The sequence below is a fragment of the Bordetella genomosp. 9 genome (assembly GCF_002261425.1).
GTDB lineage: Bacteria > Pseudomonadota > Gammaproteobacteria > Burkholderiales > Burkholderiaceae_B > Bordetella_C.
The window spans coordinates 859,890-882,777 of record NZ_NEVJ01000001.1 but is presented as its reverse complement, the minus strand read 5'-3'; the positions used below and the strand labels follow the sequence as shown (position 1 = coordinate 882,777).

Here is a 22,888-nt window from a genome sequence, read left to right as displayed (position 1 = left end):
GATCGGGCTCTGCCGGCCCGCCCGCCGCGCCCCCTTGAGGGGGAAGCGCGCCAGCGCTTCGGGGGTGGGTGAATCCATTGGGTCAATCTATCTTCAAACCGGCTTCCTTGATCACCTTGGCGTCGCGTTCCTTCTCCTCCTGGAAGAAGGCCTGGAACTCGGCGGGCGTGTTGGTGATGATTTCGACGGACGCATTATTCATGTAGGCCTTGACGGTCTCCGACTCCATGGCTTTCTTCAGCTCGCGGTTCAGGCGCTCGATGATGGCGGGCGGCGTGCCTTTGGGGGCGACCAGCCCCGACCAGACGTAGGCGGAGAACCCGGGGAAGCCTGACTCGGCCAGGGTCGGCACATCGGGCAGCAGCGGCGACCGCTTGTCGCCGGTGACCGCCAGCGGGATCAGGCGCTTTTCGCGGATGTGCGGCATCATCGCCGCCAGCCCCGGCATGGCGACCATGACCTGGCCGGCGACGACGTCGGTCACGGCCTGCGCACTGCCGCGATAGGGGATATGCATCATCTGCAGGCCCGCGGCGGACAGGAACATGGCGGTGAACAGATGCTGCGCGCTGCCGTTGCCGGATGAGGCGTAATCGATCTTGCCCGGCCGCGCCTTCACGTAGTCGATGAATTCCTGGACGCTGCGCACCGGCATCTTCGGATTGACCACCAGCACGCCAGGCTCGCGGCCGAACAGCGAGATCGCGGCGAAGTCGGCAACCGGGTCGAAATTCAGCCGGCTGTACAGGGTCGCGCTGATGGCCTGCGGATTGGAGGCCAGCAGCAGGGTGTAGCCATCGGGCGCCGAACGGGCGACGTATTCCGCGCCTATCATCGCCCCCTGCCCCGGCTTGTTCTCGATGACGATGGCCTGCCCCATCTGCTGGGCCATCTGCTGCGCGATGACGCGCATGGGCGCGTCCGACGAACCGCCCGCGGAGTACGGCACGATGATGTGGATCGGGCGCGAGGGATAGTCGTCGGCGCGCGCGGACGGCGCCCCCAGGCTGGCCGAAACGGCCAGCAGCGCCATCCATGACGCGGCGCGGCGGAAAAAGCGGCGGGGCAACAGAGCAAGCATTCCGACTCCTGCGATACAGGTTCACGTTGGGCGTCCACGGGACGCCGTCGCCTGTTGAAAGCAATATGCGCGCCAGTTTTGCGCCGGCTTTTGCATTTACACATCCGGTCCCAGCATGCACCAGCGCGGGGACGGCGGGGATCCGGTCTTTCCCGCAAATGTGCAATTTCCGCCCGCGGACGTGCCCCACGGTGGGATGAGGATGTGGCTTTTTTGATAATCGGCCGGAATTTCGTCGAAGAAAACAGGCTATTCGTCGAAAAACCGCCTGCTGCGCGGACGTAAACGGAACAATCCGCTTACGAACAATGGCGTCTCGTCATGCTTGCGCAAGCGAATCAGCATCCACGAGGCCGAACCGCCGCCTACAGGATCGCTGATGAGACGACGCACCGCCCTGCCCGCCACGACGAAGCACAGGGGCGCGCGTCCCCCCGTACCGACCCGCACGGCGCATCCGCCGCGGCCGGCGGCCTTGACGGTGCTGTCCGCCGCGCTGTGCGGCGCCTTGGGAACCCTGGCCGCGCCATCGGCGCAGGCCGCGCTGTCCTGCCCCGCCCCCAGCTCATCGACGGGCCCCGCCACCACCTGCACCATAGCGTCGAGCCAGGGGGGCTCGGGGGCGCAGATCAACATCAATTTCACCGCCAACGCCGGCACCGGCACCAACATCGGCGACTACGGCGGCAACTACACCGTGGTCAACAATGGCGCGGTGCTGCAGCCCAGCGTGCCGCAGGCCGGCCTGTTCGTGAAACTGCAGGGCGGCTTCGGCTCCAGCGACACGTCCAACAATGCCACCAACGGTGGCAACGGCGGTACGATCTCGATCAACAACAGCGGCGCCATCAACGTCTACACGACGCCGACGTCCAGCAGCCAGGGCGGCGCGCCCGGCATCTGGGACGACGCGGGCGCGCAGTTCGGCATCTACGCCGCGTCGGTGGGCGGCAACGGCGCCAACGCGAACAGTACCGTCATCGGCGGCGGCAATGGCGGCTCCGGCGGCCAGGCTTCGGCGATCTCGATCACCAACAGCGGCGCGATCCAGGTGAACAACCTGCCGTATGGCGGCGTGGGCATCTACGCGGCGGGCATGGGCGGGTCCGGCGGCGCCGAGGACAAGGCCGGCACCGGCGACCAGAATGGCGGGAACGGCGGCGACACGAATACCATCTCCATCAACAACAGCGCTTCCGTCTCCGTCAACTCGGGCAGCGCGTCGCGCTACGCCTGGGGCATCGGCGTCGAATCCATCGGCGGCAATGGCGGCAACTACAACGGCTACGGCGGCAATGCCGGCTTCGCGAACACTTCCGTCCCCAGCAATATCGTCAACAGCGGCGCCGTCACGGTCCAGCTCAACGGCGGATCCAGCTTCGCCAACGGCGTGCGCGGCCTGTACATGCTCAACCAGGGCGGCAACGGGATCACTTCCGAAGACGGCAGCGACAACGGCGGCGCGGGCGCCAACGCCGCCGGCATGACCATCACCAATTCCGCGCCGATCAACCTGTCCATGCTCAACGCGCTGCCCGCGCCCACCGGGCTGTCCGGCGTGTCGGGCGGGATCGTCATGATAGGGTTGGGCGGCAACGGCGGCATGAGCGCCCAGACGGTCACGAACACCACCGGACAGCGGGGCGGCACGGGCGGCTCCAATCCCTATACGTCGACGATCAACCTCAACAGCGGCTCCGCCATATCCACCTACGGCAACTACCTGCCCGGCGTGGTGGTGATCAGCCAGGGCGGCAACGCCGGCGCGGGACGGGAAGACGGCAACGGCGGCGCGGGCGGCTACGGCGGCCTCATCAACGTCTACATGAATGGCAACGCGAGCATCACGACCAACGGCACGCAGGCCCACGGCATCGCCGCCCGCAGCGCCGGCGGCGCCGGCGGCGGCGTGGAGACCAGCAGCGGCCTGATCGACTTCACCCCCGAAAATGCCGGCAGCGGCGGCGCGGGCAAGGACGTCACCATCACGACCGGCAACCAGTCGGGCAGCGGCGGCACCATCGGGACCTATGGGGCGAACTCCATCGGCATTCTGGCGCAGTCCATGGGCGGCTTCGGCGGCGGCACGACGTCCAATTTCGAGTTCTTCGGCGATGCGGGCGCCAACGCGGGCGACGGCGGAACCCCGGGCAACGTCACGATCAGCAGCCTGACGGCCATCACCACCACTGGCGCTTCGTCGCATGGCATCGTGGCCCAGTCCCTGGGCGGCGGCGGCGGCGCGGCGGGCCAGAGCAGCGGCATCGTGGCGCTGGGCGGTTCCGGCGGCAACGCGGTCAACGGCGGCACGGTCAGCATCACGCAATCCGCGACGCTGGCGACCAAGGGTTCCGCGGCCATCGGCCTGCTCGCGCAGTCCATCGGCGGCGGTGGCGGCGACGGCGGCGGATCCAGCGGCATCGCGACCATCGGCGGCCAGGCCGGCAACGGCGGCGGCGGTGGCGGCAGCGCCACCATCAACCTGAACGGCGGCGCCATCACCACGACGGGCGATACGTCTTACGGGTTGGTCGCGCAATCCATCGGCGGCGGCGGCGGCACCGGCGGCGCGGCGTCGTCGTTCAACGCCAGCCTGGGGTTTTCCATGGCGGTGGCCGTGGGCGGCAGCGGCGGCAACGGCGGCGCTGCCAGCAGCGCCAGCGCCAACCTGACGAACGGCAGCATCACCACCGGCACGTCCGGCACCAGCGCGACCGACGCCCACGGCATCGTCGTGCAATCCATCGGCGGCGGCGGCGGTATCGGCGGCGCGGCGGTGGCGCAGGCCTATGCGGTGGCCGTGCCCGACGATTCGGTGTCCGTCGGCGCGTCCGTGAGCTTCGCGGCCGGCGGCAGCGGCGGCACGGGCGGCAGCGGCGGCAATGCCAACGCCAACCTGTCCGGGTCCAGCGTGACGACCTATGGCGCCGGCTCGAACGGCCTGCTGGTGCAGTCCATCGGCGGCGGCGGCGGCGTGGGCGGCAACGCCACGGCGACGTCGACGGTGATCGGCACGGAAAGCTCGGTGGGCGCCGAGGTCAGCGCCGCTTTCGGCGGCAACGGCGGATCGGCGGCCTGCGGCGGCACGTCGACCTCCACCTGCGCCAGCAACGCCAACGTATCGCTGCAAGGCAACAACCACATCCAGACCTGGGGTGACTCGGCCAACGGCATCGTGGTACAGAGCATCGGCGGCGGTGGCGGCGCGGGCGGCATCGGTTCGGCCACCGGCAGCAACCGCAACACCGACGCCAACGTGCAGGCGACGATCAGCCTGGGCGGTACCGGCGGCGGCGGGGGTACGGGCGGCAGCGTCAATTTCGCCAGCACCCTCACCGACACGATCATGACCGGCGGCGACGGCGCGCGCGGCGTGCTGCTGCAATCCATCGGCGGCGGCGGCGGCGCGGCCCAGGGCGGCCAGATCGGCCTGTCGCTGGCGTCGGAAAGCGAGGATGGCAGCACCGACGTGCGCGGCACCGTGAATGTCGGTCGGGGCGGCAGCTCCGGCGGCGCGGGCGGCAGCATCGCCCTGTCCTCCTACGGCAACATCACCACCTATGGCGCGGACGCGGACGGCCTGGTCGCGCAAAGCATCGGCGGCTCCGGCGGCCTGGGCGGCGTGGCCGGCGGCGACTCCGCCGATCCTTCCACCGGCGCGCTGCGCAAGCTGGCGGGAACCCTGAACGACCAGGGCACCAGCTACGAATTGAACCTGGGTGTCGGCGGCACCGGCGGCAATGGCGGCAACGGCGGCGCAATCGGCAGCAGCACCACCGCAGCCAGCCTGGGCTCGCAGATCAATACCTACGGCGATTACGCCGACGCGGTGCTGCTGCAATCGATAGGCGGCGGCGGCGGACAAGGCGGGGCGTCGACCACCTCGTCCAGCAGTTCCTCGTCGCACCTGACGCTGTCGGTGGGCGGCAAGGGCGGATCAGGCGGCGCGGGCGGCGATATCGTGGCGTATTTCGACGACAACTTCGCCACCAACCACAACGGCAACCTGTTCAATACCAACGGCTTCGGCGCGCATGGCGTGGTGCTGCAGTCCATCGGCGGCGGCGGCGGCGTGGGGGCTTCCGGCTCGCCCCTGGTCAACGGCACTCTCACCGTCGGCCGCAACGGCGGCAACGGCGGCAATGGCGGCAACATCACCGTGAACCAGGCCAGCTGGGCGAATATCTCGACGCACGGCGACAGCGCGTATGGCCTGGTCCTGCAATCGATAGGCGCCGGCGGCGGCATCGGCATGTCCGGCACATCCGACACGGCGACCTCCAGCGGCCGCCAGCTCAACCTCACCCTGGGCGGCCAGAACGGCGCCACCGGCAACGGCGGGACCATCACGGTCTCGACCGGCCTGGGCATGAACACTTACGGCGCGCGCGCCATCGGCGTGGTGGCCCAGTCCATCGGCGGCGGCGGCGGCATCGCCACCAGCGGCGCGGCCAGCAGCATCAGCGGCATCAGCCTGGGCGGCCAGACGGGCAACGGTGGTGTGGTCAACCTGAACATCACGGGCGGGGGCGTCAACACGCGAGGCGACGGCGCCCATGCCATCGTGGCGCAATCGATCGGCGGCGGCGGCGGCATCGTCGGCGACACCGCCAAGGGCATACAGCTGGATCCGACGGCCTGGGGCGTGCCGACCCGGCAGCCCAGCGCCTCCGGTAGCGGCGAATCGGTTTCCGTCACGGTCAATGGAACGCTGACGACGTCCGGCAGCAATGCCTTCGGCATCGTGGCGCAATCCATCGGCGGCGGAGGCGGGCTCGGCGGCAGCGCCACCAATGGGTTTGCCGGCACCAACAACCCGCAGTCCAGCGTCATCGGCAGCGCCGTCACCGTGAACCAGTCCGGCACGATCACGGCAACCGGCGCGGGCTCGACCGGGATATTCGCGCAAAGCCTGGGCTCCGGCGACGACAGTACCGTCACGGTGAACGTCAATGGCGCGGTACAAGGCGGCTCAGGGTCGAATGCCTCGGCGGTATGGATCGCCAACGGCAAGCAGAACGTGATGAACGTGGCCGTGGGTGGCAGCCTGAGCGCGGCTTCCGGCGTGGCGATACGCTACGACGGCGAGGCCGGCACCGGCTACGGTTCGGTGCTGACCGTGAACAACAGCGGCACCATCAGCGGCAGCGCCATGTGCGAAAACGCCGATGGCACCGGCGCCTGCACGATCAACAACCTGCAAGGCGGAACCCTGACCAACGCCGCGGTGTACCAGGCCGACGTCAACAACGACGGGTTGCTGGTGCTCGGCGCGCCGGGGCAGTTCAACGCACTGACCATCACCGGCAGCTTCATCCAGCGTCCCACCGGCGTGATCCGCGCGGACGCCGATTTCAGCGCATTGAAATCCGACAGCCTGGTCGTGCAAGGCAATGCATCGCTGGCGGGCGCCGTGGACGTGGTGCCCAGCGCCCTGCTGCCCAATCGCGACCTGACGGTGCTGACGGTGCAAGGCCAGACGCAAGGGTCGCTGCAGGCCGTGGACAGCCCGATCATCGATTACGGCGTGCGGCAGAACGGCCAGACCTACCAGGTGCGCGCCGACTCGGCGAACTTCAATGCGCCGTCCATGGATCTGTCGGGCAACCAGAGCCGGATCGCGGGCCAGTTGCAGCGCATCTGGGACGCGGGCGGCAACGCCGCGCTGGCCCCGCTGTTCGCGCAGTTGGACCTGGCATCGCGCGTGGGCGGCGGCGCCTATCGCGGCAACGTCGACAGCCTGTCGCCCGGCGCGGCCATCGCGCCCGCCGCCCAGTCGATGGCGGCGCTGGGACAGTTCACGGGCAACATGATGTCCTGCCCCACGTTCACGGGCGTCGATGCGATGACCGGGGAACAGAACTGCTTCTGGGGCCTGGTGTCGGGCCGCTCGACCACGCAGGACGGCAGCCGAGGCAGCTCGGACTTCGACTACGACAGCGTGACGTATCAGTTCGGCGGACAGCGCGAAGTCAGCCCGGGCTGGTTCCTGGGCGCATCGATGGCCTATCAGAACAATGACCTGAAGGGCGACAGCGGCCGCTTGAACGGCAACGGCGACAGCGGCTACGCCGGGCTGGTGCTGAAGCGCCAGAGCGGCGATTGGACGTTTTCCGGCGCGCTGGGCGGGGGCTACGGCTCGTACCGCATGAACCGCGACATCACGGTCCCGGGCTATCAGGACACGCTGAAGAGCGATCCCGACATGTACAGCTTCGGCCTGCGCCTGCGCGCGGCGCGCACGTTCAGCTTCGACCGGGTATACGTGAAGCCCTACCTGGACTTCGACGCCAACTACACGCGCATGTCTTCCTACTCCGAATCCGGCGGCAACGCGCTGGGCCTGTCGGTGGACAGCAGCCACCAGTTCATCATGGGCTTCTCGCCGATGATCGAAATCGGCGGGCGCTCGGAGCTGCCGAACGGCGCGGTGATGCGGCCCTTCGCCTATATGGGCGTGACCTTCCTGACGCAGAACAGCTGGGATGCCAATGCACGCCTGCAAGGCGCGCCGGCGGGCACCGGTTCATTCACGACGTCTCTGCCGATCGACGACGTCATCGGGCGCGTCGGCGCGGGCCTGCAGGTCGCGACCGCCAAGGGCGTGGACTTCCGGCTGCAATACGATGGGGAATTCGCGCAGCACACCAAGAGCCATAGCGGGTCGCTGAAGGTGATGGTTCCGTTCTGAGTCCGGCATGGCGCCGGGGAACGGCGGATCACCGAGGCCGGCCCGATTCAACCGGCCGGGAAGCCCACCTTCTGCGGCCACAGATTGACGAAGGCGTGGACCGACGTCGAGCCGTACACGCCGTGGCGGGTGAAGGGCTCGTCGCGCAGCCACTGTTCCGCCGCGTCGCGGGACGGAAAGTCGATGACCAGCAGGCTGCCGATCATGGTTTCGCCGTCGTCCGCCAGCAGCGGCCCGGCGAAGGCCATCTGGTCGGCCTTGGTCGCCAGATAGGCCCGATGCTCGGGCCGGATACGCGTGCGGATTTCCGTGACGCCGGGTTTGTCGAGCATGTGGATCGCATAGAGCACGGGGATTCTCCTTGTGTCGGTGGACTGCACTGTAGACCTGGGACGCGCCGGCGCGGGGCCCTGCCTGCCCCGACAGGAACATCTTGAAACAATAATCTCGGGCACAAGCGCCAGACGCGGTTGCCGGCGAGTTATGCGCGTCCTGGCCCCTACGCCGGGCAACTCCCCGGAGTTGTAGGCAACAGGCTGCCAACGACGGCCAATTGGCGCGATTGCACGCCGGGACTCTCCTTCCTACGATGCGGCCGTTTTTTCCTAGCCGCCGGGAGTCCCGCATGTCCACTATCCAGACCATCGCCCCGCCTGGGCGTCCGCAACCGCGGGCGCAAGGTCCCTGGTCCAACGCGAGCGTCGCCACGCTCTTCGACCTGCCCTTCTCCGAACTGCTGTATCGCGCGCAGGGGGTTCATCGCGCCCACTTCGATCCGACCGAAATCCAGCTCTCCAGCCTGTTGTCCATCAAGACCGGGGGCTGTCCGGAAGATTGCGGCTATTGCTCGCAATCGGCGCATCACGACACCGGGCTCAAGGCGCAGCCCTTGATGGAACTGGAACAGGTCCTGGCAGCGGCGCGCGCCGCGCAGGCGGCGGGGGCGCGCCGCTTCTGCATGGGGGCCGCTTGGCGATCCCCCAAGCCGCGCCAGGTTGCCGCGGTCGCGCGCATGGTCGCCGGCGTCAAGGCGCTGGGACTGGAAACCTGCGTGACCCTGGGCATGCTGGACGCGCCGCATGCGCGCGAGCTCGCCGACGCCGGCCTGGACTACTACAACCACAACCTGGACACCTCGCCCGAGTTCTACGGCAACGTCGTCACCACGCGCACCTACCAGGACCGGCTCGACACCCTGCGGTGCGTGCGCGAGGCCGGCATCAAGGTGTGCTGCGGCGGCATCGTCGGCATGGGGGAGGACCGCACGGTGCGGGCCGGCCTGATCGCCCAACTGGCCAATCTGGATCCTTATCCCGAATCGGTGCCCGTCAACGGCCTGATGCGCATCGCCGGCACGCCCTTGCACGGGTCGGCGCCGCTGGATCCCTTCGAGTTCGTGCGCACAGTCGCCGTGGCGCGCATCGCCATGCCGCGCGCGGTGGTGCGGCTGTCCGCCGGCCGCGAGCAGATGGACGATGCGACCCAGGCGCTCTGCTTCCTGGCGGGCGCCAACTCCATGTTCTACGGCGACGCGCTGCTGACCACCGGCAATCCGCGTGTCGACGCCGACCGCCAGCTGCTGGCCCGGCTGGGCATGCGCGGCGGGGACGCGTCATGCAAGGTATAGCGGAGCCCTCGCGGGGCGATGCGCTGGTGGCCCGCAGCCTGCGCGCGGTATGGCATCCCTGCACGCAGATGAAGCATCACGAACGCAGCCCGCTATTGCCGATCGCGCGGGGCGCGGGCGCGTGGCTATATGACGCCGACGGACGCCGCTACCTGGATGGCATCAGTTCGTGGTGGGTGAACCTGTTCGGCCATGCGCATCCGGCGATCAATGCCGCGCTGGTCGATCAGCTGGCGACGCTGGAGCACGCCATGTTGGCGGGGTGCACGCACGAGCCCGCGGTGGCGCTGGCGGAGCGCCTTTCCGCGCGCACGGACGGCGCGCTGGGCCACGCCTTCTTCGCTTCCGATGGCGCGTCGGCGGTCGAGATCGCGCTGAAAATGAGCTTCCATTTCTGGCGCAACGGCGGCCGCCCGGACAAGCGGGAGTTCGCCTGTATGGAACACGGCTATCACGGCGAAACGCTGGGCGCCCTGGGCGTCACCGACGTCGCCCTGTTCCGCGACGCCTATGGGCCCCTGCTGCGGCAGGCGCACAAGGTCGCATCGCCGGACGCCAGGCAGGCCGCGCCCGGCGAAACCGCCGCCGACGTGGCGGCCCGCGCGCTGGCGGACGTCGCCGCCCTGTTCGAGACGCGCGGCGCGTCGATCGCGGCGATCATCGTCGAGCCGCTCGTGCAGTGCGCGGCGGGCATGGCGATGCACGACCCGGCTTACCTGCGTGGCCTGCGTGCGCTGTGCGATCGGCACGACGTGCACCTGATCGCCGATGAGATCGCGGTGGGCTTCGGCCGCACGGGCAGCTTCTTCGCCCACGAGCAGGCCGGCATCCGGCCGGATCTGCTCTGCCTGTCCAAGGGCATCACCGGCGGTTACCTGCCCCTGTCGGTCGTGCTCTGCAGCGATCGCGTCCATGACGCTTTCTACGACGACGATGTCGCGCGCGGTTTTCTGCATTCGCACTCCTACACCGGCAATCCGCTGGCCTGCCGCGCCGCCCTGGCCACGCTGGACCTGTTCGACCGGCAGAATGTGCTGGCCGGCAACCACGCGCGCTTCGATGCCCTGGCGGCCGCGCTGGCCGATCTCGCCTCGCACGACGATGTCGCGCACCTGCGCCGTTGCGGCGCCATCCTGGCGTTCGACGTGCGGGGCGACGCGCGGACGGACCCGGGTTTCGCGCGCCGCTATGCCCGCCATGCGCTGGAAGCCGGCGCCTTGTTGCGCCCCATCGGCCGCACGGTCTACCTGATGCCGCCTTATGTGCTGGATACGCAGGAAATCGCCGGGCTGGCATCCGCCACCGTGCAGGCGCTGGCGCGCAGCCTGGATCCGCGCCACGCCTGAATGGATAAGGTTCTTCGAGGTCCTTTATGAATGGTATGAACGTGAATGGTATGACCGGTATGAGCCATCCTCTTTCCGAAACCCCGGACGTCATGACGCCGGCGGACGTGCTGGCACGCGGCCTGGCAGATCTGCGGTCGCGGGCGCTGGCGCGGCGCCGGCGCGTCGCCGATACGCCATGCGCCCCGCGTATCCGTATCGATGGCGCCGACCTGGTCGCCTTCGCCAGCAACGACTATCTTGGCCTGGCCAGCCACCCGGTGCTGATCGATGCGATCGCCGCCGGCGCGCGCCGCTATGGCGCGGGCAGCGGCGGTTCGCACCTGCTCGGCGGACATTCCCGCGCGCACGCCGTGCTGGAAGACACGCTTGCCGAATACGCCGGAGGCTTCGCCCGGCACCCGCGCGCCCTGTCGTTTTCCACGGGCTATATGGCGAACCTGGCGATACTCGGCGCGCTGGCGGGACGCGATGCGACGATCTACTCCGATGCCTTGAACCATGCGTCGCTGATCGACGGCGCGCGGCTGTCGCGGGCCCGCGTGCGCATCTATCCTCACGCGGACGCCGTGGCGCTGGCCGCCATGCTCGACGAGGACCGTGGCGGCGGCCCGAAAATGATCGTGACCGACGCCGTCTTCAGCATGGACGGCGACGTGGCGCCGTTGGGCGAACTCGTCGCGCTGGCCGAAAGGCACCAGGCCTGGCTGGTGGTGGATGATGCCCATGGCTTCGGCGTGCACGGCGCCGATGGCGCCGGCACGGTGGCGGCGGCAGGTTTGCGATCGCCGCTAATGGTCTACATGGGCACGCTGGGCAAGGCCGCGGGCGTGGCGGGCGCATTCGTCGTGGCGGAAGAGACGGTCATCGAATGGCTGGTGCAGCGCGCGCGGACCTATATCTTCACCACCGCCGCCGCGCCCGCGCTGGCCCATGCCGCGAACGCCAGCATCGCCTTGCTGCGCGGGACCGAGGGCGCGGCGAGACGCCGCGCGCTGCGGGCGCACATCGATACCATGCAAGCGTTCATCGCGCGGACCGCGTGGGCGGGCTCGGCCACGCCTGCGCCCACGCCCATCCTGCCCATCGTGATCGGCGCCAACGAAGCCGCCCTGCGGCTGGCCGACGCGCTGATGGAACGAGGGTTCTGGGTGCCCGCGGTCCGGCCGCCCACGGTGCCGCCCGGCACCGCCCGGCTGCGGCTGTCGCTTTCGGCGGCGCATGAACCGGCCGATATCGAACGCCTGGGCGCGGCTCTGATGGCGGCGTCCCAGGCGGCGGACCGGACATGCACGCCATGACGCATCATCAGGCCTCCTACTTCGTGGCGGGCACCGACACCGAGATCGGCAAAACCCTGGCCGCTTGCGCCCTGCTGCACGCCTTCGCGGCCCACGGACTGTCCACCGCGGCGATGAAGCCCATCGCCGCGGGCGCGCAACAGGATGCCGGCGGCACCTGGCGCAACGACGACGCAGATCTGCTGGCCGACGCCGCCACGGTCGCCGTGCCGCGCGCGCTGTCCACGCCCTTCCTGCTGCGCGCGGCGGCGGCCCCGCATCTGGTCGCCCGGCAGGAAGGCGTCACGCTGGACATCGGCCACATCGTGCGCTGCCATCGCGACGTGTCAACCCGCGCGCGCATCACCATCGTCGAAGGCGTGGGCGGCTTCCGCGTCCCGCTGGACGACGACCGCGATACCGGCGACCTGGCGCGCGCACTGGCCTTGCCGGTCATCCTGGTGGTGGGCATGCGGCTGGGCTGCCTGAACCACGCCTTGCTAACCGCCGAAGCCATCGCGGCGTGCGGCCTGCGCATGGCGGGCTGGATCGCCAACGGCATCGATCCCGCCATGCCGCTAGGCCAGGAAAACCTGGAGACGCTGCGTGTACGCCTGGCGCGCCTTCATGGCGCCCCCCTGCTCGGCGCCATTCCGTGGTTGCCGGCGCCCACCGGCCAGGCCGCGGCTGCCTGCCTGGACGTCGGGGCGCTCATCCCGCGGCCGGCTGCGCCAGGGCCTGCTGGATCATCGCTTCCGTCTCCTTGTACTGGCCTTCGCCGAAGTGCGTGTAGATGATCCTGCCCTGCTTGTCGACCAGGTAGAACGCCGGCCAGTAGACATTGCGATAGGCCTCCCAGGTCGCGTACGTGTTGTCCTGCGCCACGGGGTAGGTGATGCCGAAACGCTTGATGGCGTCCTGCACATTCCTGGTGGAGCGTTCGAAGGCGAACTCGGGCGTATGCACGCCCACCACCACCAGGCCCTGGTCCTTGTACTTCTCATGCCAGCTTTTCACGTAGGGCAGCGTGCGGATGCAATTGATGCAGGTGTAGGTCCAGAAGTCCACCAGCACCACCTTGCCCCGCAGCGCGGCCAGGTCCAGCGGCTCGCTGTTCAGCCACTTTTCTATGCCGGTGAAGGCCGGCGCCTGCGCCGCCGGCTGCGCGGCCTGCGCCATCCCCGCGAGCGGCAGGGCAGAGAGGGCGAATACGGCCGCCAGGGCGAATTTCTTGAATGTCAGCATGAGAGGTCTCCTCGGGTCGTCCTTGGTTGGTGCGGAAAATGATTCGAATGCCTGGTTGCGCGAGCCCCACACCCGCGCGGGTGTGCTCCAGCGGTTCAGCGGTTCAGCGGTTCATGGGGCGGCGCCGCCGAACAGCCCGGCGATCCACGCATACGCGAGCACGTCGTATTGGAAATAGATGGCGGCCGCCGTCAGAATGAGCAGGACGCCAAAGGCCCGCTGCAGGCTCGCCGCGTGTCGCGCCACGCGGCGCACGCGGCCGACGACGAGCTTGCCGCCATAGGCGATGGCCAACATGGGGATGCCCGCCCCGATGGCGTACAGCAGCAGGAGCAGGCTGGACTGGCCGACATCCTGGGCGCGCGCGGCGAGCAACAGGATGGAAGCCAGCACCGGCCCCGCGCAGGGCGTCCATACCGCACCCAGCGACATGCCCAGCAGGAAACCGCCGGCATTGCCGCTGCCGGCGTTCGCCCCCAGCGCCGCGACGCGCTGCACGGGACCGCCCAGCCGGGCCATCAGCCAGTCGTACGGCCGCGGCCATAGCCGGGCCAGGCCGAACAAGGCCAGCAGTACGATCGAGGTCGACCGCACCGCTTCCTGCACTTGGCCGGACGAATGCGACAGCAGCCCCAGCAGGATGCCCAGCGCGGCGAACGCCAGCACGAAGCCCGCCACGATGAACAGCGGCCGCAGCCGCCCGGCGCGTTCCACCGAGCTGCCCAGCACCACCGGCAGCAGCGGCAGCACGCAGGGCGAGGCGATGGTCAGCACGCCGGCCAGCAGCGCGAGGGGAGGATCGATCAAATCCATGGGGGTCTCCCGTATCAAGAGCCCACATTCCAGCGCCCCCAGGTATCCGGCCTGTGCCCGCAAACGGGGTTTTTTCCGCGCTTTTGTATCCCGCCCTGGAGCGTATACAGTACGACACAAACGCCGACCCGGGCGACGGTATAAAGCGATCATGCGCTCTGCCGGCTCGGGCAGACCCAGAAAGGCAAAACCCATGGATCATGTCGATCACATCCTGATCGTCGACGACGATCGCGAAATCCGCGAACTGGCCGGCAACTTCCTCAAGAAGAACGGCCTGAACGTCAGCTTCGCCGCCGACGGCAGGCAGATGCGCGCGCTGCTGGAAAGCGCCACGTTCGACCTGATCGTGCTGGACATCATGATGCCGGGCGATGATGGCCTGGTCCTGTGCCGCGAGCTGCGCGGCGGCAGGCACAAGCGCATCCCCATCATGCTGCTGACGGCGCGCAGCGACGACATGGACCGCGTCCTCGGCCTGGAGATGGGGGCCGACGACTATCTGGTGAAACCCTTCGTCGCCCGCGAACTGCTGGCCCGCATCAAGGCCGTCCTGCGGCGCACCCGCATGCTGCCGCCCAATTTCCAGGTGACCGAATCCGGACGGCAGATCCGCTTCGGCGAGTGGCGGCTGGACACCACCGCGCGCCATCTGCTGGACGCGGACGGTACCGTGGTGTCGCTGAGCGGCGCCGAGTACCGCATGCTGCGGGTCTTCCTGGACCATCCTCAACGCGTGTTGACGCGCGACCAGCTGCTGAACCTGACCCAGGGGCGCGACGCGGACGTCTTCGGACGTTCGATCGACCTGCTGGTCAGCCGGCTGCGCCAGCGCCTGCGCGAGGATGCCCGCGAACCCATGTTCATCAAGACGGTGCGCAGCGAAGGCTATGTTTTCGCGTCGACCGTCGAAGTGACCGAAGGCGACGACTGAAGCAGAATGAAGATGCCCGCCGCCCTCTCCGCACGACGCGTCGCCTTGTGGCCGCGTACGCTGGTCGTGCGGTTGTTCGTGATCTTCCTGATAGGCCTGATCGTCGCCCAGGTCATGTCGCTGGCGCTGCTGTTCTATGAACGCTACGAAGCCGGCAAGTCCATGATGCTGGGCAACCTGGAAAGCGAAGTCGCGCTCGCCATCGACATCCTGGACCGCCTGCCGCCGGAGGAACGCGCCGCGTGGCTGCCGCGCCTGAATACCTCGACTCGCACCTATCTGCTGAGCGCCGGGGTGGCCGACCAGCCCCTGACGACGCTGGCGGCGCGCTCCGCCGCGGCCACCATCGAACGGGCCTTGCCGGGCCGTGAAGTCAAGGTGCGCGAGATGCCCGGCCAATCCAAGCATATCCAGGCCATCACGCGGCTGCTCGATGGCAGCCCCGTCACCCTGGACATCAATATGTTGATGATGCCGATGGCGATGTGGCTGCCGCTGGTACTGGCGCTGCAGCTGCTGCTGCTGGTGGGCTGCGCCTGGTACGCGGTGCGCCTGGCGGTGCGGCCGCTGACGCGCCTGGCCAATGCCGCCGATACCCTGGACCCCAACAGGACGGGGCCGCGGCTGGACGAGCAGGGACCGCTGGAGGTCGCGCACGCCGCCACCGCGTTCAACGCGATGCAGGATCGCATTGCGAGCCACCTGGCGGAACGCATGCGCATACTGGGCGCGATCTCGCACGACCTGCAGACGCCGATCACGCGCATGAAGCTGCGTTCCGAACTGATGGACGATTCGGTCGACAAGGCCAAGCTCACCCAGGACCTGGACGAAGTCGAGCGCTTGGTGCGCGAAGGCCTGGCCTATGCCCGCACGGCCCACGGCGCCATGGAAAAGCCCGCGCGCCTGGATTTGTGCGCCTTCCTGGACAGCCTGGTGTGCGATTACCAGGACACGGGCAAGGACGTGAGCCTGTCCGGCGCGCCCCGCGTATCGCCCCTGCTGACGCGGCCGCACGCGCTGCGGCGGCTGCTGGGCAACCTGATCGACAACGCCCTCAAGTACGGCGGCGGGACGGCGGAAGTCCACGTCGCGCCGCGCGACGATGGCGGGCTGACGGTATCTGTCCTGGACCGCGGCCCCGGCATTCCGGACGACAAGCTGCGGGACGTACTGCAGCCGTTCTACCGGCTCGAAGGCTCCCGCAACCGGGACACCGGCGGAACCGGCCTGGGCCTGGCCATCGCCAGCCAGCTGGCCGCCGTCACGGGCGGCACGCTATCCCTCACCAACCGCGGTGGCGGCGGCCTGCGCGCCGAGCTGCGGCTGGCGGATTTGGAGTAAGGAAGCGCGACATGCAGGCCGATCTGTTCGGCACACCGGTTCCCGCCGGGCCCGTCGTGATGCAGGACATCCTCGGCGTGGCGGAAGAACATCGATTGCTGGCCGCATTGCAAGCGGTGGAGCTGCAGCCCTTCCGCTTCCAGCAATGGGAAGGCCGGCGGCTGACCAGGACCTACGGCTGGAAGTATGACTTCGGCGCAGGCACGTTCGAACCGGCCGAAGCCATACCCGGCTTCCTGCTCCCGCTGCGCGAGCGCGCGGCCGCATTCGCCGGCCTCGAGGCGCCCCTGTTCGTACAGGCCCTGGTCACGCTGTACGAACCCGGCGCGGGGATAGGCTGGCACCGCGACCGTCCGGAGTTCGAAGATGTCATCGGCATATCGCTGGGCGCTCCGGCGACCATGCGTTTCCGGCGGCGGCTGGCGAATGGCAAGTTCAAGCGCCTGGGCCTGGCGATGGCGCCCCGTTCCGCGTATCACCTGGCTGGAGAGATACGGCACGAATGGGAGCACAGCATCGCGCCCATGACGGCGCGGCGCTGGTCGGTGACCTTCCGGCGCCTGTCGGCGCGCGGCCTGGCCCGCGAACGCGACGTCACTTCATCCCGGATTTCGCCGGACGGCCGTAGCGGAGCATGACGCTGGAATATCCGAGCACGTGCCCGCGCATTTCCTCGATCAGCTCATCCCGCTTCAAGCCCTGCTTCAAGGCGCCGGGCTCCAGGTCCAGGGCATAGGCCTGGAAGATGTAGTGATGCGGCTTGTCCCCCATCGGCGGACAAGGGCCGTAGTAGCCCGGCCCGTTCGTGCGGTTGGTGCCCGGCGTGGAACCCTCCGGCCCCTTCGCGCCGACGCCGCGCGCCAGCGTCTTGGTCGACGCGGGGATGCCGTACACCACCCAATGGACGATGCCCAGCCCCGTCGCGCCGTCGGGATCGTAGACCGTGACGGCGTAGCTCTTGGTACCCTTCGGCGCGTTGTTGAAGGACAGCTCCGGCGATACGTTCTCGCCGCCGCACATCGCGCCGGTGGCGTCCTTGGCGCTGGCCGCGTTGGCGCGGCTCAGCGAGCCATTGTCGTGCAATCCCTTCGCGACCAGTTCGAAAGGCTGTGCGGCCTGGGCGGATAGCGCCCAGCTCAGGCACAGCGCGCCGGCGGCGACGCCTACGCTACGCAAACCCATGGAACGGACCATCTGCAGCTCCTTGTATGGAACGCCCCGGCGCCGCGACGGCAGCCACGAGACGCATGACAGACAGAACCGGGACACGATGGTTCCGCACGCGGCAGGCGGGCGCCATCCGAATCGACGTCGCCTGCTGAGCATTGGACTAGGCTGCCGGCACTTGCGCAAGCACCTGCTACATATGGCGGACCGCCGAGGTTTACACCTCATCCACCCGATGGTACCGTCAGTCTTGTCCCGAAAAGAACCGGTCCCGGGGCGCCGGCCTGCTCATGGCCCGGGCGTCACGGCGTGCCACCGCTTCCTTCCGTGCCCATGCAACCTGCCGCCATACCCCTGAACGAGTCCGCCCGCATCGCGCGGCTGCGCTCGCTGCAAATCCTCGACACGCTGCCCGAAGAGCGCTTCGACCGGCTGACCCGCCTGGCCAAGCGCATGTTCGGCGTGCCCATCGCGCTGGTCAGCCTGGTCGACGTCAATCGCCAATGGTTCAAATCGCACCAAGGATTGGACGTCGCCGAAACGCCGCGCGACGTCTCGTTCTGCGCCCACGCGATACTGCACGACGCCGTGCTTGAAATCCCGGACGCCCGCGACGATGGCCGCTTCTTCGACAACCCCCTGGTTACCGGCAACCCGGGCATCCGCTTCTACGCGGGCTGCCCGCTCAACGTGGACAACGGCATGCGGGTGGGCACGCTGTGCCTAGTCGATACCGAGCCGCGCCAATTGAGCGATGAAGACCGCGCCCTGCTGCAGGACCTGGCCAAGATGGTCGAACAGGAATTGGCGTCGCTGCACACCGCCACGGTCGACCATCTGACCGGCCTGAGCAATCGCCGGGGTTTCGAGATCCTGAGCCAGCACGTGTTGTCACTGTGCGAGCGGCTGCGCTTGCCGGTGACGCTGATGCTGCTGGACGTGGATCACTTCAAGGCCATCAACGACACGCACGGCCATGCCGAAGGCGACCAGGCGCTGGCGGCATTCGCGGAAATCCTGCGCGGTACGCTGCGCGATTCCGATGTATTGGCGCGCCTGGGCGGCGACGAATTCGTGGCGCTGCTCAGCAATGTCGACGCGCCACAGGCAAGCGTGGTCAGCGAACGGCTGCGCCAGTCTTTCGAGCAGGCCGGCGACGACTCCACCCGCATCTACGAACTGCTGCCCAGCATAGGCTGCGCCACCGTGAACGAGCATACCGGCTATCGGCTGGAGTCCCTGCTGCAGGCCGCCGACGGCGCGATGTACCAGAACAAGCGCGCGCGCCGCGCCCGGATGCGCTGACCGCCGTGTCGGCAGGCCCCCGGATCAGGCGGCCGAATCGCGCGCCCGCTCGAAAATATCGACCCACTGCGCGTACTGCGTGCCGATGCGCCGGGCCGCCTCTTCACGGCTGATCTTCTTGGCCTCGTAGTCGGCGACGGCGCTGAAGAAGCTGGTGCGTCCCACCGCGAAACCGATGAAGCCCGGGACCGACGCGGCGGTTTCCAGCCACATGCGCACCTTGGCGTCGTCGGCACCGCGTCCCAGCACGATGCAGCCCACGCGGTCACGGCCCCCGCGCCGCGCCTGCTGAACGACGCGCTCGCAATCTTCCCGGCGGTCCAGGCCTTCGATCTTCCAGACGTCGGGATCCACGCCGGCATCCTGCAGCGCGCGCATCGCCTCGATCATCAGATCGGGGCGCAGACGCAGATCGTAGGCGTCCTTGTCGCCGCCGACGCTGGCCATCTGCGCGTCGGTGGCCGGCACCAGCAGCTCGAACATCAGGCGGCGATTGGCGCCGCGGCAGTACTCCGACAGGCTGCGCAGCCGCGCCGCCTGGCGGCGGTTCATGGCGTCGTCGTCTTCCGGGTTGTAGCGCACCAGCACCTTGGCGAAGGCCGGGTCGAATTCCTCGATATGGTCCGCGTAATCGTCGCCATACTCGAAGTGGAATTCGTCGGAACCGCTGCGTTCGACGGACAGGGCCACCACATAGCCGCGCTTGCGGGCGTCGCGCAGGATAGGCGTGCCGAATTCCTCGTCCACCAGGATGCCGGCATGCTCCTTGGCCAGGCCGCCGCCGGCCGCGTGCAGGAAGCCTTCATAGATCAGGTTCTTGCTGTCTTCCACCTGCGCCTGTTGCGCCGCGCTGAGCGGTGGCGTGTAGTGGAACATGCTCTTGACGTACGAATTGCGGTGGTCGAAAGGGAGCAGATACAGGGCTTGTTCGTAACCGGGTTGCATGGCGGCCTCCTGGGTAGGATCAAACGCCGCGGGCCCGCGGCGGGCGGGAGCGGGCGGGAATATCGGCATCGGCGAACTGGCCGATGTGGTCGAGCGTAACGTCGGCGGGCGGGTAATCCGCGTTGGCCTTGGCGTCAAGGGCGTAATGGCCCTGGCGCACGAAGACGGTGGTTACCTTGTCGCCCCAGGCCTGCTTGATGGCGGCCAGCAGGCGCAGCTTGTCGTCCAGCACGATGTAGTGCGGCGCGGGGTGGTCGGCGGCGATCCGCGCCAGCACTTTTTCCTTGTGCACGTGGATAAGCACGCGGCCTTGCACGGCATCCCACAGGCCGGCGCGGCGCACCTTGTGCGGCTGGAACACCACGTCGCCATCCGAAAGTATGAAGGGATCGCCCGCGCTGGCCAGGGCATCCATGGCGCCGGGGAACACGCCGCGCGCGAAGGGATATTCCAGCAGGAAGGTGGACGCCTGTACCAGTTCCGCGTCATTCACCCCGGGTTCGCGCAGGACCTGCAGGCTGCCCAGGTAGTCGGCATAGCCGAATTCGTCGCGGCGCTGCTCGTAGACCTGCCGATAGCGCGTCGCGGCCGCGTCGCCCAGCAGGTGGCGCAGCCACTCGTCCAGGGCACGGGTCATGCCGTCATTGTCGAACAGGGTGTTGTCGACGTCGAACAGGACTAAGGGTTCATCGCGCATGCCGTGGAGCCTCCATGGGACCGGGCGGCGGCCAACGCGGCGACACGCGCGCCCGGCGGGCTATCCGGATACCGGTACTTCGGGTGGTTCATGGTAAGCCCGCCGCCACGGCGGGGCAATCGCCCTACCGTAACGCTTGTTCACCCGGCATACGAGCCCAGGTAATCCATCTTGCCGACCGGCACGCCGCTATGGCGCAGGATGGCATAGGCGGTCGTGACGTGGAAGAAAAAGTTCGGCAAGGCGAACGTCAGCAGATAGGCATCGCCCTGGAACGACTGCTTGTGTTCGCCGAAACTGAGTTGCACGGTCCTGGCTTCGCTGCCTTCCAGGGCGGAAGCCGGCACGCTTTGCAGCCAGGCGATCGTATCGGCGATCCGCTTGCGCAACTCGGGAAAGGTCGTCTCGTTATCCTCGAAGCTGGGCGCATCCACGCCGGCCAGGCGCTTGATGGCGAACTTGGCCCCGTCGCTGGCGCGCTGAATTTGCCCTGACAGCGGATACATATCGGGCGCCAGGCGGGCGTTCACCAGCGTCGACAGCGCGACGCCCTTATCGGCCGCGTGCGCTTCGGCCTTGTCCAGCAGGCCGTTCAGGACATTCAGCGCGCGGACAAAAACGGGGATGGAAGCCTGGTACATCGACAAGGGCATGATGGTCTACTCCGGTTCGCGGGAACGGCAGGCGCCCACGATGGGCACCGTACGCCGTGCATCGCCGCATAGTAGCGTCCCGCCGATGACGGTACGGCGGACAACCCTGCCGGCAGTCGGGTGAATGGCTGCGTCGGGCCGCCGCGCCGCTTCCGCCAGCCGCCCGGCCGCGGGCATAATGCGTCGGCGGCCGCGGGCGCGGGCGTCGATCGTAGCCGGTCATCCAGGATCACGGAGCAACCCCATGAACCACCCCGTATTGGTCGCAGGCGCAGGTCCCGTCGGCTTGACCCTGGCGATGGCGCTGAAGCGCCGCGGCGTCGACGTGCGCATCGTCGACAAGGCGTTTGCCCGCAGCGACAAGTCCAAGGCGCTGGTCATCTGGTCGCGCACGCTGGAATTGCTGGAGATCCAGGGCTGCGCCCACGCCTTCATCGCCGCCGGCATACGGGCGCGCGGCGCGCGCATCTTCGCGCAGGACACGATGCTGGCGCACGTGCGCTTCGACATCGCGCGCAGCGCCTACGATTACGCGCTGATGATCCCGCAAAGCGAAACCGAACGCCTGCTGGAAGAACAGCTGGAAGACCTGGGGACGCGCGTCGAGCGCAGGGTCGAACTGGTCGCCTTCCAGGACAACGGGGACGATGGCGTCACCGCCACGCTGCGCCATCCCGACGGCCGGCAGGAAACCATGGACGCGTCATATCTGTGCGGCTGCGACGGCGCGCACAGCACGGTCAGGCACACGCTGGGCAGCCAGTTCGAGGGCGAGACCCTGCCTTCCGACTGGCTGCTGGCCGACGTGCATCTGGACGGCGACTTGCCGCAGGACGAGCTGACGATCTGCTGGAAGCCGGACGGCGTGCTGGTGGCCTTCCCCATGGGCGGCAAGCGCTTTCGTGTCATCGCCGACCTGGGAACGGCGGACGGGACCATCCCGTCCACGCCCACGCTCGAACAGATACAGGCGGTGCTGGATGCGCGCGGGCCGCGGGGCCTGCACGCCCACGATCCCTATTGGCTGAGCGGCTTCCGCATCAACGAACGCAAGGTCAAGGACTACCGGCGCGGCCGCGTCTTCCTGAGCGGCGACGCCGCCCATGTGCACAGTCCTGCCGGCGGCCAGGGCATGAACACCGGCATGCAGGATGCCTTCAACCTCGCATGGAAGCTGGGCATGGTCTGGCATGGCCACGCCGCCGGGCCCCTGCTGGACAGCTATTCGGTGGAGCGCAGCGCCATCGGCGACCAGGTCCTGCGCAACGCCGGCAATATGACCAGGATCGCCCTGCTGCGCAATCCCATCCTGCGCGAACTGCGCAACCTGGCGGCGGGCACGCTGTCACGCATACCGGGATTGCGCCAGCGCATGGTCGACCAGCTGACGGAAATGGACCTGCACTATCGCGACGCCAGCCCGCTCACGCAGACGCCGCGCGGCGCCGCCGAACGGCCCCTGCCCGGCGACCGCGCGCCCGACGTCGGCCTGCGCGATACCAACAGCGATATCCGCAATCTGTATGGCCTGCTGGGCACCGGGCGTTTCGCGGTGCTGTCGGTGGACGCGCCGGCCGTGGACCTGCCGCAGGGTGCGCGCGCGCTAGCCGTGGCCGCCGTCGCCGCGGCCGACCCTGCCTACGAATCCGGCCACGTGTACCTGATCCGCCCCGATGCCTACGTGGCGCTCAGCACGCGTGCCGGGGACGATGCCACCGTCATCGCCGCGCTGGAGCGCCTGGAAGCGGACGTCTGAAGGT

General features: G+C 68.5%; 18 protein-coding genes. 10 read left to right on the top strand and 8 right to left on the bottom strand.

Going from position 1 to position 22,888, the window contains the following annotated elements; all coding sequences use genetic code 11:
* Positions 1-82: 82 nt before the first annotated feature.
* Positions 83-1,081, bottom strand: coding sequence for a Bug family tripartite tricarboxylate transporter substrate binding protein (locus CAL26_RS03960; protein WP_094845592.1), 999 nt, complete (start codon positions 1,079-1,081; stop codon positions 83-85).
* A gap of 379 nt (positions 1,082-1,460) precedes the next feature.
* On the opposite strand from CAL26_RS03960, the gene CAL26_RS03955 reads away from it, so the two are divergent.
* Positions 1,461-7,772, top strand: a complete 6,312-nt coding sequence (locus CAL26_RS03955) for an autotransporter outer membrane beta-barrel domain-containing protein (protein WP_094845591.1) — start codon at positions 1,461-1,463, stop codon at positions 7,770-7,772.
* Positions 7,773-7,819: 47 nt separating this feature from the next.
* Here CAL26_RS03955 and CAL26_RS03950 read toward each other — a convergent pair whose 3' ends face one another.
* On the bottom strand, positions 7,820-8,122 hold the full coding sequence (locus CAL26_RS03950) for a YciI family protein (protein ID WP_094845590.1): 303 nt from the start codon (positions 8,120-8,122) through the stop codon (positions 7,820-7,822).
* Positions 8,123-8,397: 275 nt separating this feature from the next.
* Here CAL26_RS03950 and bioB point away from each other — a divergent pair, with 275 nt between their 5' ends.
* The 4 genes from bioB to bioD all read left to right on the top strand — a co-directional run bounded on the left by bioB (position 8,398) and on the right by bioD (position 12,822).
* Entirely contained in the window at positions 8,398-9,399 is a 1,002-nt protein-coding gene (gene bioB, locus CAL26_RS03945; RefSeq protein WP_094845589.1) for a biotin synthase BioB, read from the top strand.
* On the top strand, positions 9,387-10,745 hold the full coding sequence (gene bioA, locus CAL26_RS03940) for an adenosylmethionine--8-amino-7-oxononanoate transaminase (RefSeq protein WP_094845588.1): 1,359 nt from the start codon (positions 9,387-9,389) through the stop codon (positions 10,743-10,745). Before bioB ends, bioA begins: the two co-directional genes overlap by 13 nt.
* Before the next feature lie 92 nt (positions 10,746-10,837).
* A complete protein-coding gene (bioF, locus tag CAL26_RS03935) occupies positions 10,838-12,046 on the top strand; it encodes an 8-amino-7-oxononanoate synthase (RefSeq protein ID WP_094846010.1) in 1,209 nt (402 codons plus the stop codon).
* On the top strand, positions 12,043-12,822 hold the full coding sequence (bioD, locus tag CAL26_RS03930; RefSeq protein ID WP_094846009.1) for a dethiobiotin synthase: 780 nt from the start codon (positions 12,043-12,045) through the stop codon (positions 12,820-12,822). Before bioF ends, bioD begins: the two co-directional genes overlap by 4 nt.
* Here the strand turns inward: bioD and CAL26_RS03925 are convergent.
* A complete protein-coding gene (locus CAL26_RS03925) occupies positions 12,737-13,270 on the bottom strand; it encodes a thioredoxin family protein (protein ID WP_094845587.1) in 534 nt (177 codons plus the stop codon). The genes bioD and CAL26_RS03925 overlap by 86 nt on opposite strands.
* 111 nt (positions 13,271-13,381) lie before the next feature.
* Positions 13,382-14,083, bottom strand: a complete 702-nt coding sequence (locus CAL26_RS03920) for a cytochrome c biogenesis CcdA family protein (protein WP_094845586.1) — start codon at positions 14,081-14,083, stop codon at positions 13,382-13,384.
* Between the two features lie 193 nt (positions 14,084-14,276).
* Here CAL26_RS03920 and CAL26_RS03915 point away from each other — a divergent pair, with 193 nt between their 5' ends.
* Genes CAL26_RS03915 through CAL26_RS03905 form a run of 3 tightly spaced genes read left to right on the top strand, consistent with a single transcriptional unit; the run spans position 14,277 to position 16,999 of the window.
* The gene (locus CAL26_RS03915) at positions 14,277-15,017 is read left to right on the top strand and encodes a response regulator (RefSeq protein ID WP_094845585.1); all 741 of its coding nucleotides are present in this window, start codon (positions 14,277-14,279) and stop codon (positions 15,015-15,017) included.
* 12 nt (positions 15,018-15,029) lie between these two features.
* Complete coding sequence (locus CAL26_RS03910; RefSeq protein ID WP_094846008.1) at positions 15,030-16,361, top strand: sensor histidine kinase; 1,332 nt, start codon at positions 15,030-15,032, stop codon at positions 16,359-16,361.
* 11 nt (positions 16,362-16,372) lie between these two features.
* Complete coding sequence (locus tag CAL26_RS03905; RefSeq protein WP_094845584.1) at positions 16,373-16,999, top strand: alpha-ketoglutarate-dependent dioxygenase AlkB; 627 nt, start codon at positions 16,373-16,375, stop codon at positions 16,997-16,999.
* Here CAL26_RS03905 and CAL26_RS03900 read toward each other — a convergent pair.
* Positions 16,956-17,555 (bottom strand): YbhB/YbcL family Raf kinase inhibitor-like protein, encoded by a 600-nt coding sequence (locus tag CAL26_RS03900; RefSeq protein ID WP_094845583.1) that lies wholly within the window; start codon positions 17,553-17,555, stop codon positions 16,956-16,958. The two genes, CAL26_RS03905 and CAL26_RS03900, sit on opposite strands and share 44 nt — an antisense overlap.
* Positions 17,556-17,837: 282 nt before the next feature.
* On the opposite strand from CAL26_RS03900, the gene CAL26_RS03895 reads away from it, so the two are divergent.
* The gene (locus CAL26_RS03895) at positions 17,838-18,833 is read left to right on the top strand and encodes a GGDEF domain-containing protein (protein WP_306437086.1); all 996 of its coding nucleotides are present in this window, start codon (positions 17,838-17,840) and stop codon (positions 18,831-18,833) included.
* 24 nt (positions 18,834-18,857) lie between these two features.
* Here CAL26_RS03895 and CAL26_RS03890 read toward each other — a convergent pair whose 3' ends face one another.
* The 3 genes from CAL26_RS03890 to CAL26_RS03880 all read right to left on the bottom strand — a co-directional run bounded on the left by CAL26_RS03890 (position 18,858) and on the right by CAL26_RS03880 (position 21,128).
* A complete protein-coding gene (locus CAL26_RS03890) occupies positions 18,858-19,778 on the bottom strand; it encodes a 2-deoxy-5-keto-D-gluconate 6-phosphate aldolase domain-containing protein (RefSeq protein WP_094845581.1) in 921 nt (306 codons plus the stop codon).
* Positions 19,779-19,797: 19 nt separating this feature from the next.
* Positions 19,798-20,475 carry an HAD family hydrolase gene (locus tag CAL26_RS03885; protein ID WP_094845580.1) on the bottom strand — a complete coding sequence of 226 codons (678 nt, stop codon included), beginning with the start codon at positions 20,473-20,475 and terminating at the stop codon, positions 19,798-19,800.
* A 140-nt stretch (positions 20,476-20,615) separates the two neighbouring features.
* Positions 20,616-21,128, bottom strand: coding sequence for a DUF1993 domain-containing protein (locus tag CAL26_RS03880; RefSeq protein ID WP_094845579.1), 513 nt, complete (start codon positions 21,126-21,128; stop codon positions 20,616-20,618).
* A 244-nt stretch (positions 21,129-21,372) separates the two neighbouring features.
* Between CAL26_RS03880 and CAL26_RS03875 the strand changes: the two genes are divergently transcribed.
* A complete protein-coding gene (locus CAL26_RS03875; RefSeq protein ID WP_094845578.1) occupies positions 21,373-22,884 on the top strand; it encodes an FAD-dependent monooxygenase in 1,512 nt (503 codons plus the stop codon).
* Positions 22,885-22,888 lie beyond the last annotated feature (4 nt).

Excerpts from the sequence above, each read along its gene's own strand:
- CAL26_RS03960 (WP_094845592.1), bottom strand. The coding sequence starts at position 1,081 with ATGCTTGCTCTGTTGCCCCGCCGCTTTTTCCGCCGCGCCGCGTCATGG.
- CAL26_RS03955 (WP_094845591.1), top strand. The coding sequence starts at position 1,461 with ATGAGACGACGCACCGCCCTGCCCGCCACGACGAAGCACAGGGGCGCG.
- bioB (WP_094845589.1), top strand. The coding sequence starts at position 8,398 with ATGTCCACTATCCAGACCATCGCCCCGCCTGGGCGTCCGCAACCGCGG.
- bioA (WP_094845588.1), top strand. The coding sequence starts at position 9,387 with ATGCAAGGTATAGCGGAGCCCTCGCGGGGCGATGCGCTGGTGGCCCGC.
- bioF (WP_094846010.1), top strand. The coding sequence starts at position 10,838 with ATGACGCCGGCGGACGTGCTGGCACGCGGCCTGGCAGATCTGCGGTCG.
- bioD (WP_094846009.1), top strand. The coding sequence starts at position 12,043 with ATGACGCATCATCAGGCCTCCTACTTCGTGGCGGGCACCGACACCGAG.
- CAL26_RS03925 (WP_094845587.1), bottom strand. The coding sequence starts at position 13,270 with ATGCTGACATTCAAGAAATTCGCCCTGGCGGCCGTATTCGCCCTCTCT.
- CAL26_RS03920 (WP_094845586.1), bottom strand. The coding sequence starts at position 14,083 with ATGGATTTGATCGATCCTCCCCTCGCGCTGCTGGCCGGCGTGCTGACC.
- CAL26_RS03915 (WP_094845585.1), top strand. The coding sequence starts at position 14,277 with ATGGATCATGTCGATCACATCCTGATCGTCGACGACGATCGCGAAATC.
- CAL26_RS03910 (WP_094846008.1), top strand. The coding sequence starts at position 15,030 with ATGCCCGCCGCCCTCTCCGCACGACGCGTCGCCTTGTGGCCGCGTACG.
- CAL26_RS03905 (WP_094845584.1), top strand. The coding sequence starts at position 16,373 with ATGCAGGCCGATCTGTTCGGCACACCGGTTCCCGCCGGGCCCGTCGTG.
- CAL26_RS03900 (WP_094845583.1), bottom strand. The coding sequence starts at position 17,555 with ATGGTCCGTTCCATGGGTTTGCGTAGCGTAGGCGTCGCCGCCGGCGCG.
- CAL26_RS03890 (WP_094845581.1), bottom strand. The coding sequence starts at position 19,778 with ATGCAACCCGGTTACGAACAAGCCCTGTATCTGCTCCCTTTCGACCAC.
- CAL26_RS03885 (WP_094845580.1), bottom strand. The coding sequence starts at position 20,475 with ATGCGCGATGAACCCTTAGTCCTGTTCGACGTCGACAACACCCTGTTC.
- CAL26_RS03880 (WP_094845579.1), bottom strand. The coding sequence starts at position 21,128 with ATGCCCTTGTCGATGTACCAGGCTTCCATCCCCGTTTTTGTCCGCGCG.
- CAL26_RS03875 (WP_094845578.1), top strand. The coding sequence starts at position 21,373 with ATGAACCACCCCGTATTGGTCGCAGGCGCAGGTCCCGTCGGCTTGACC.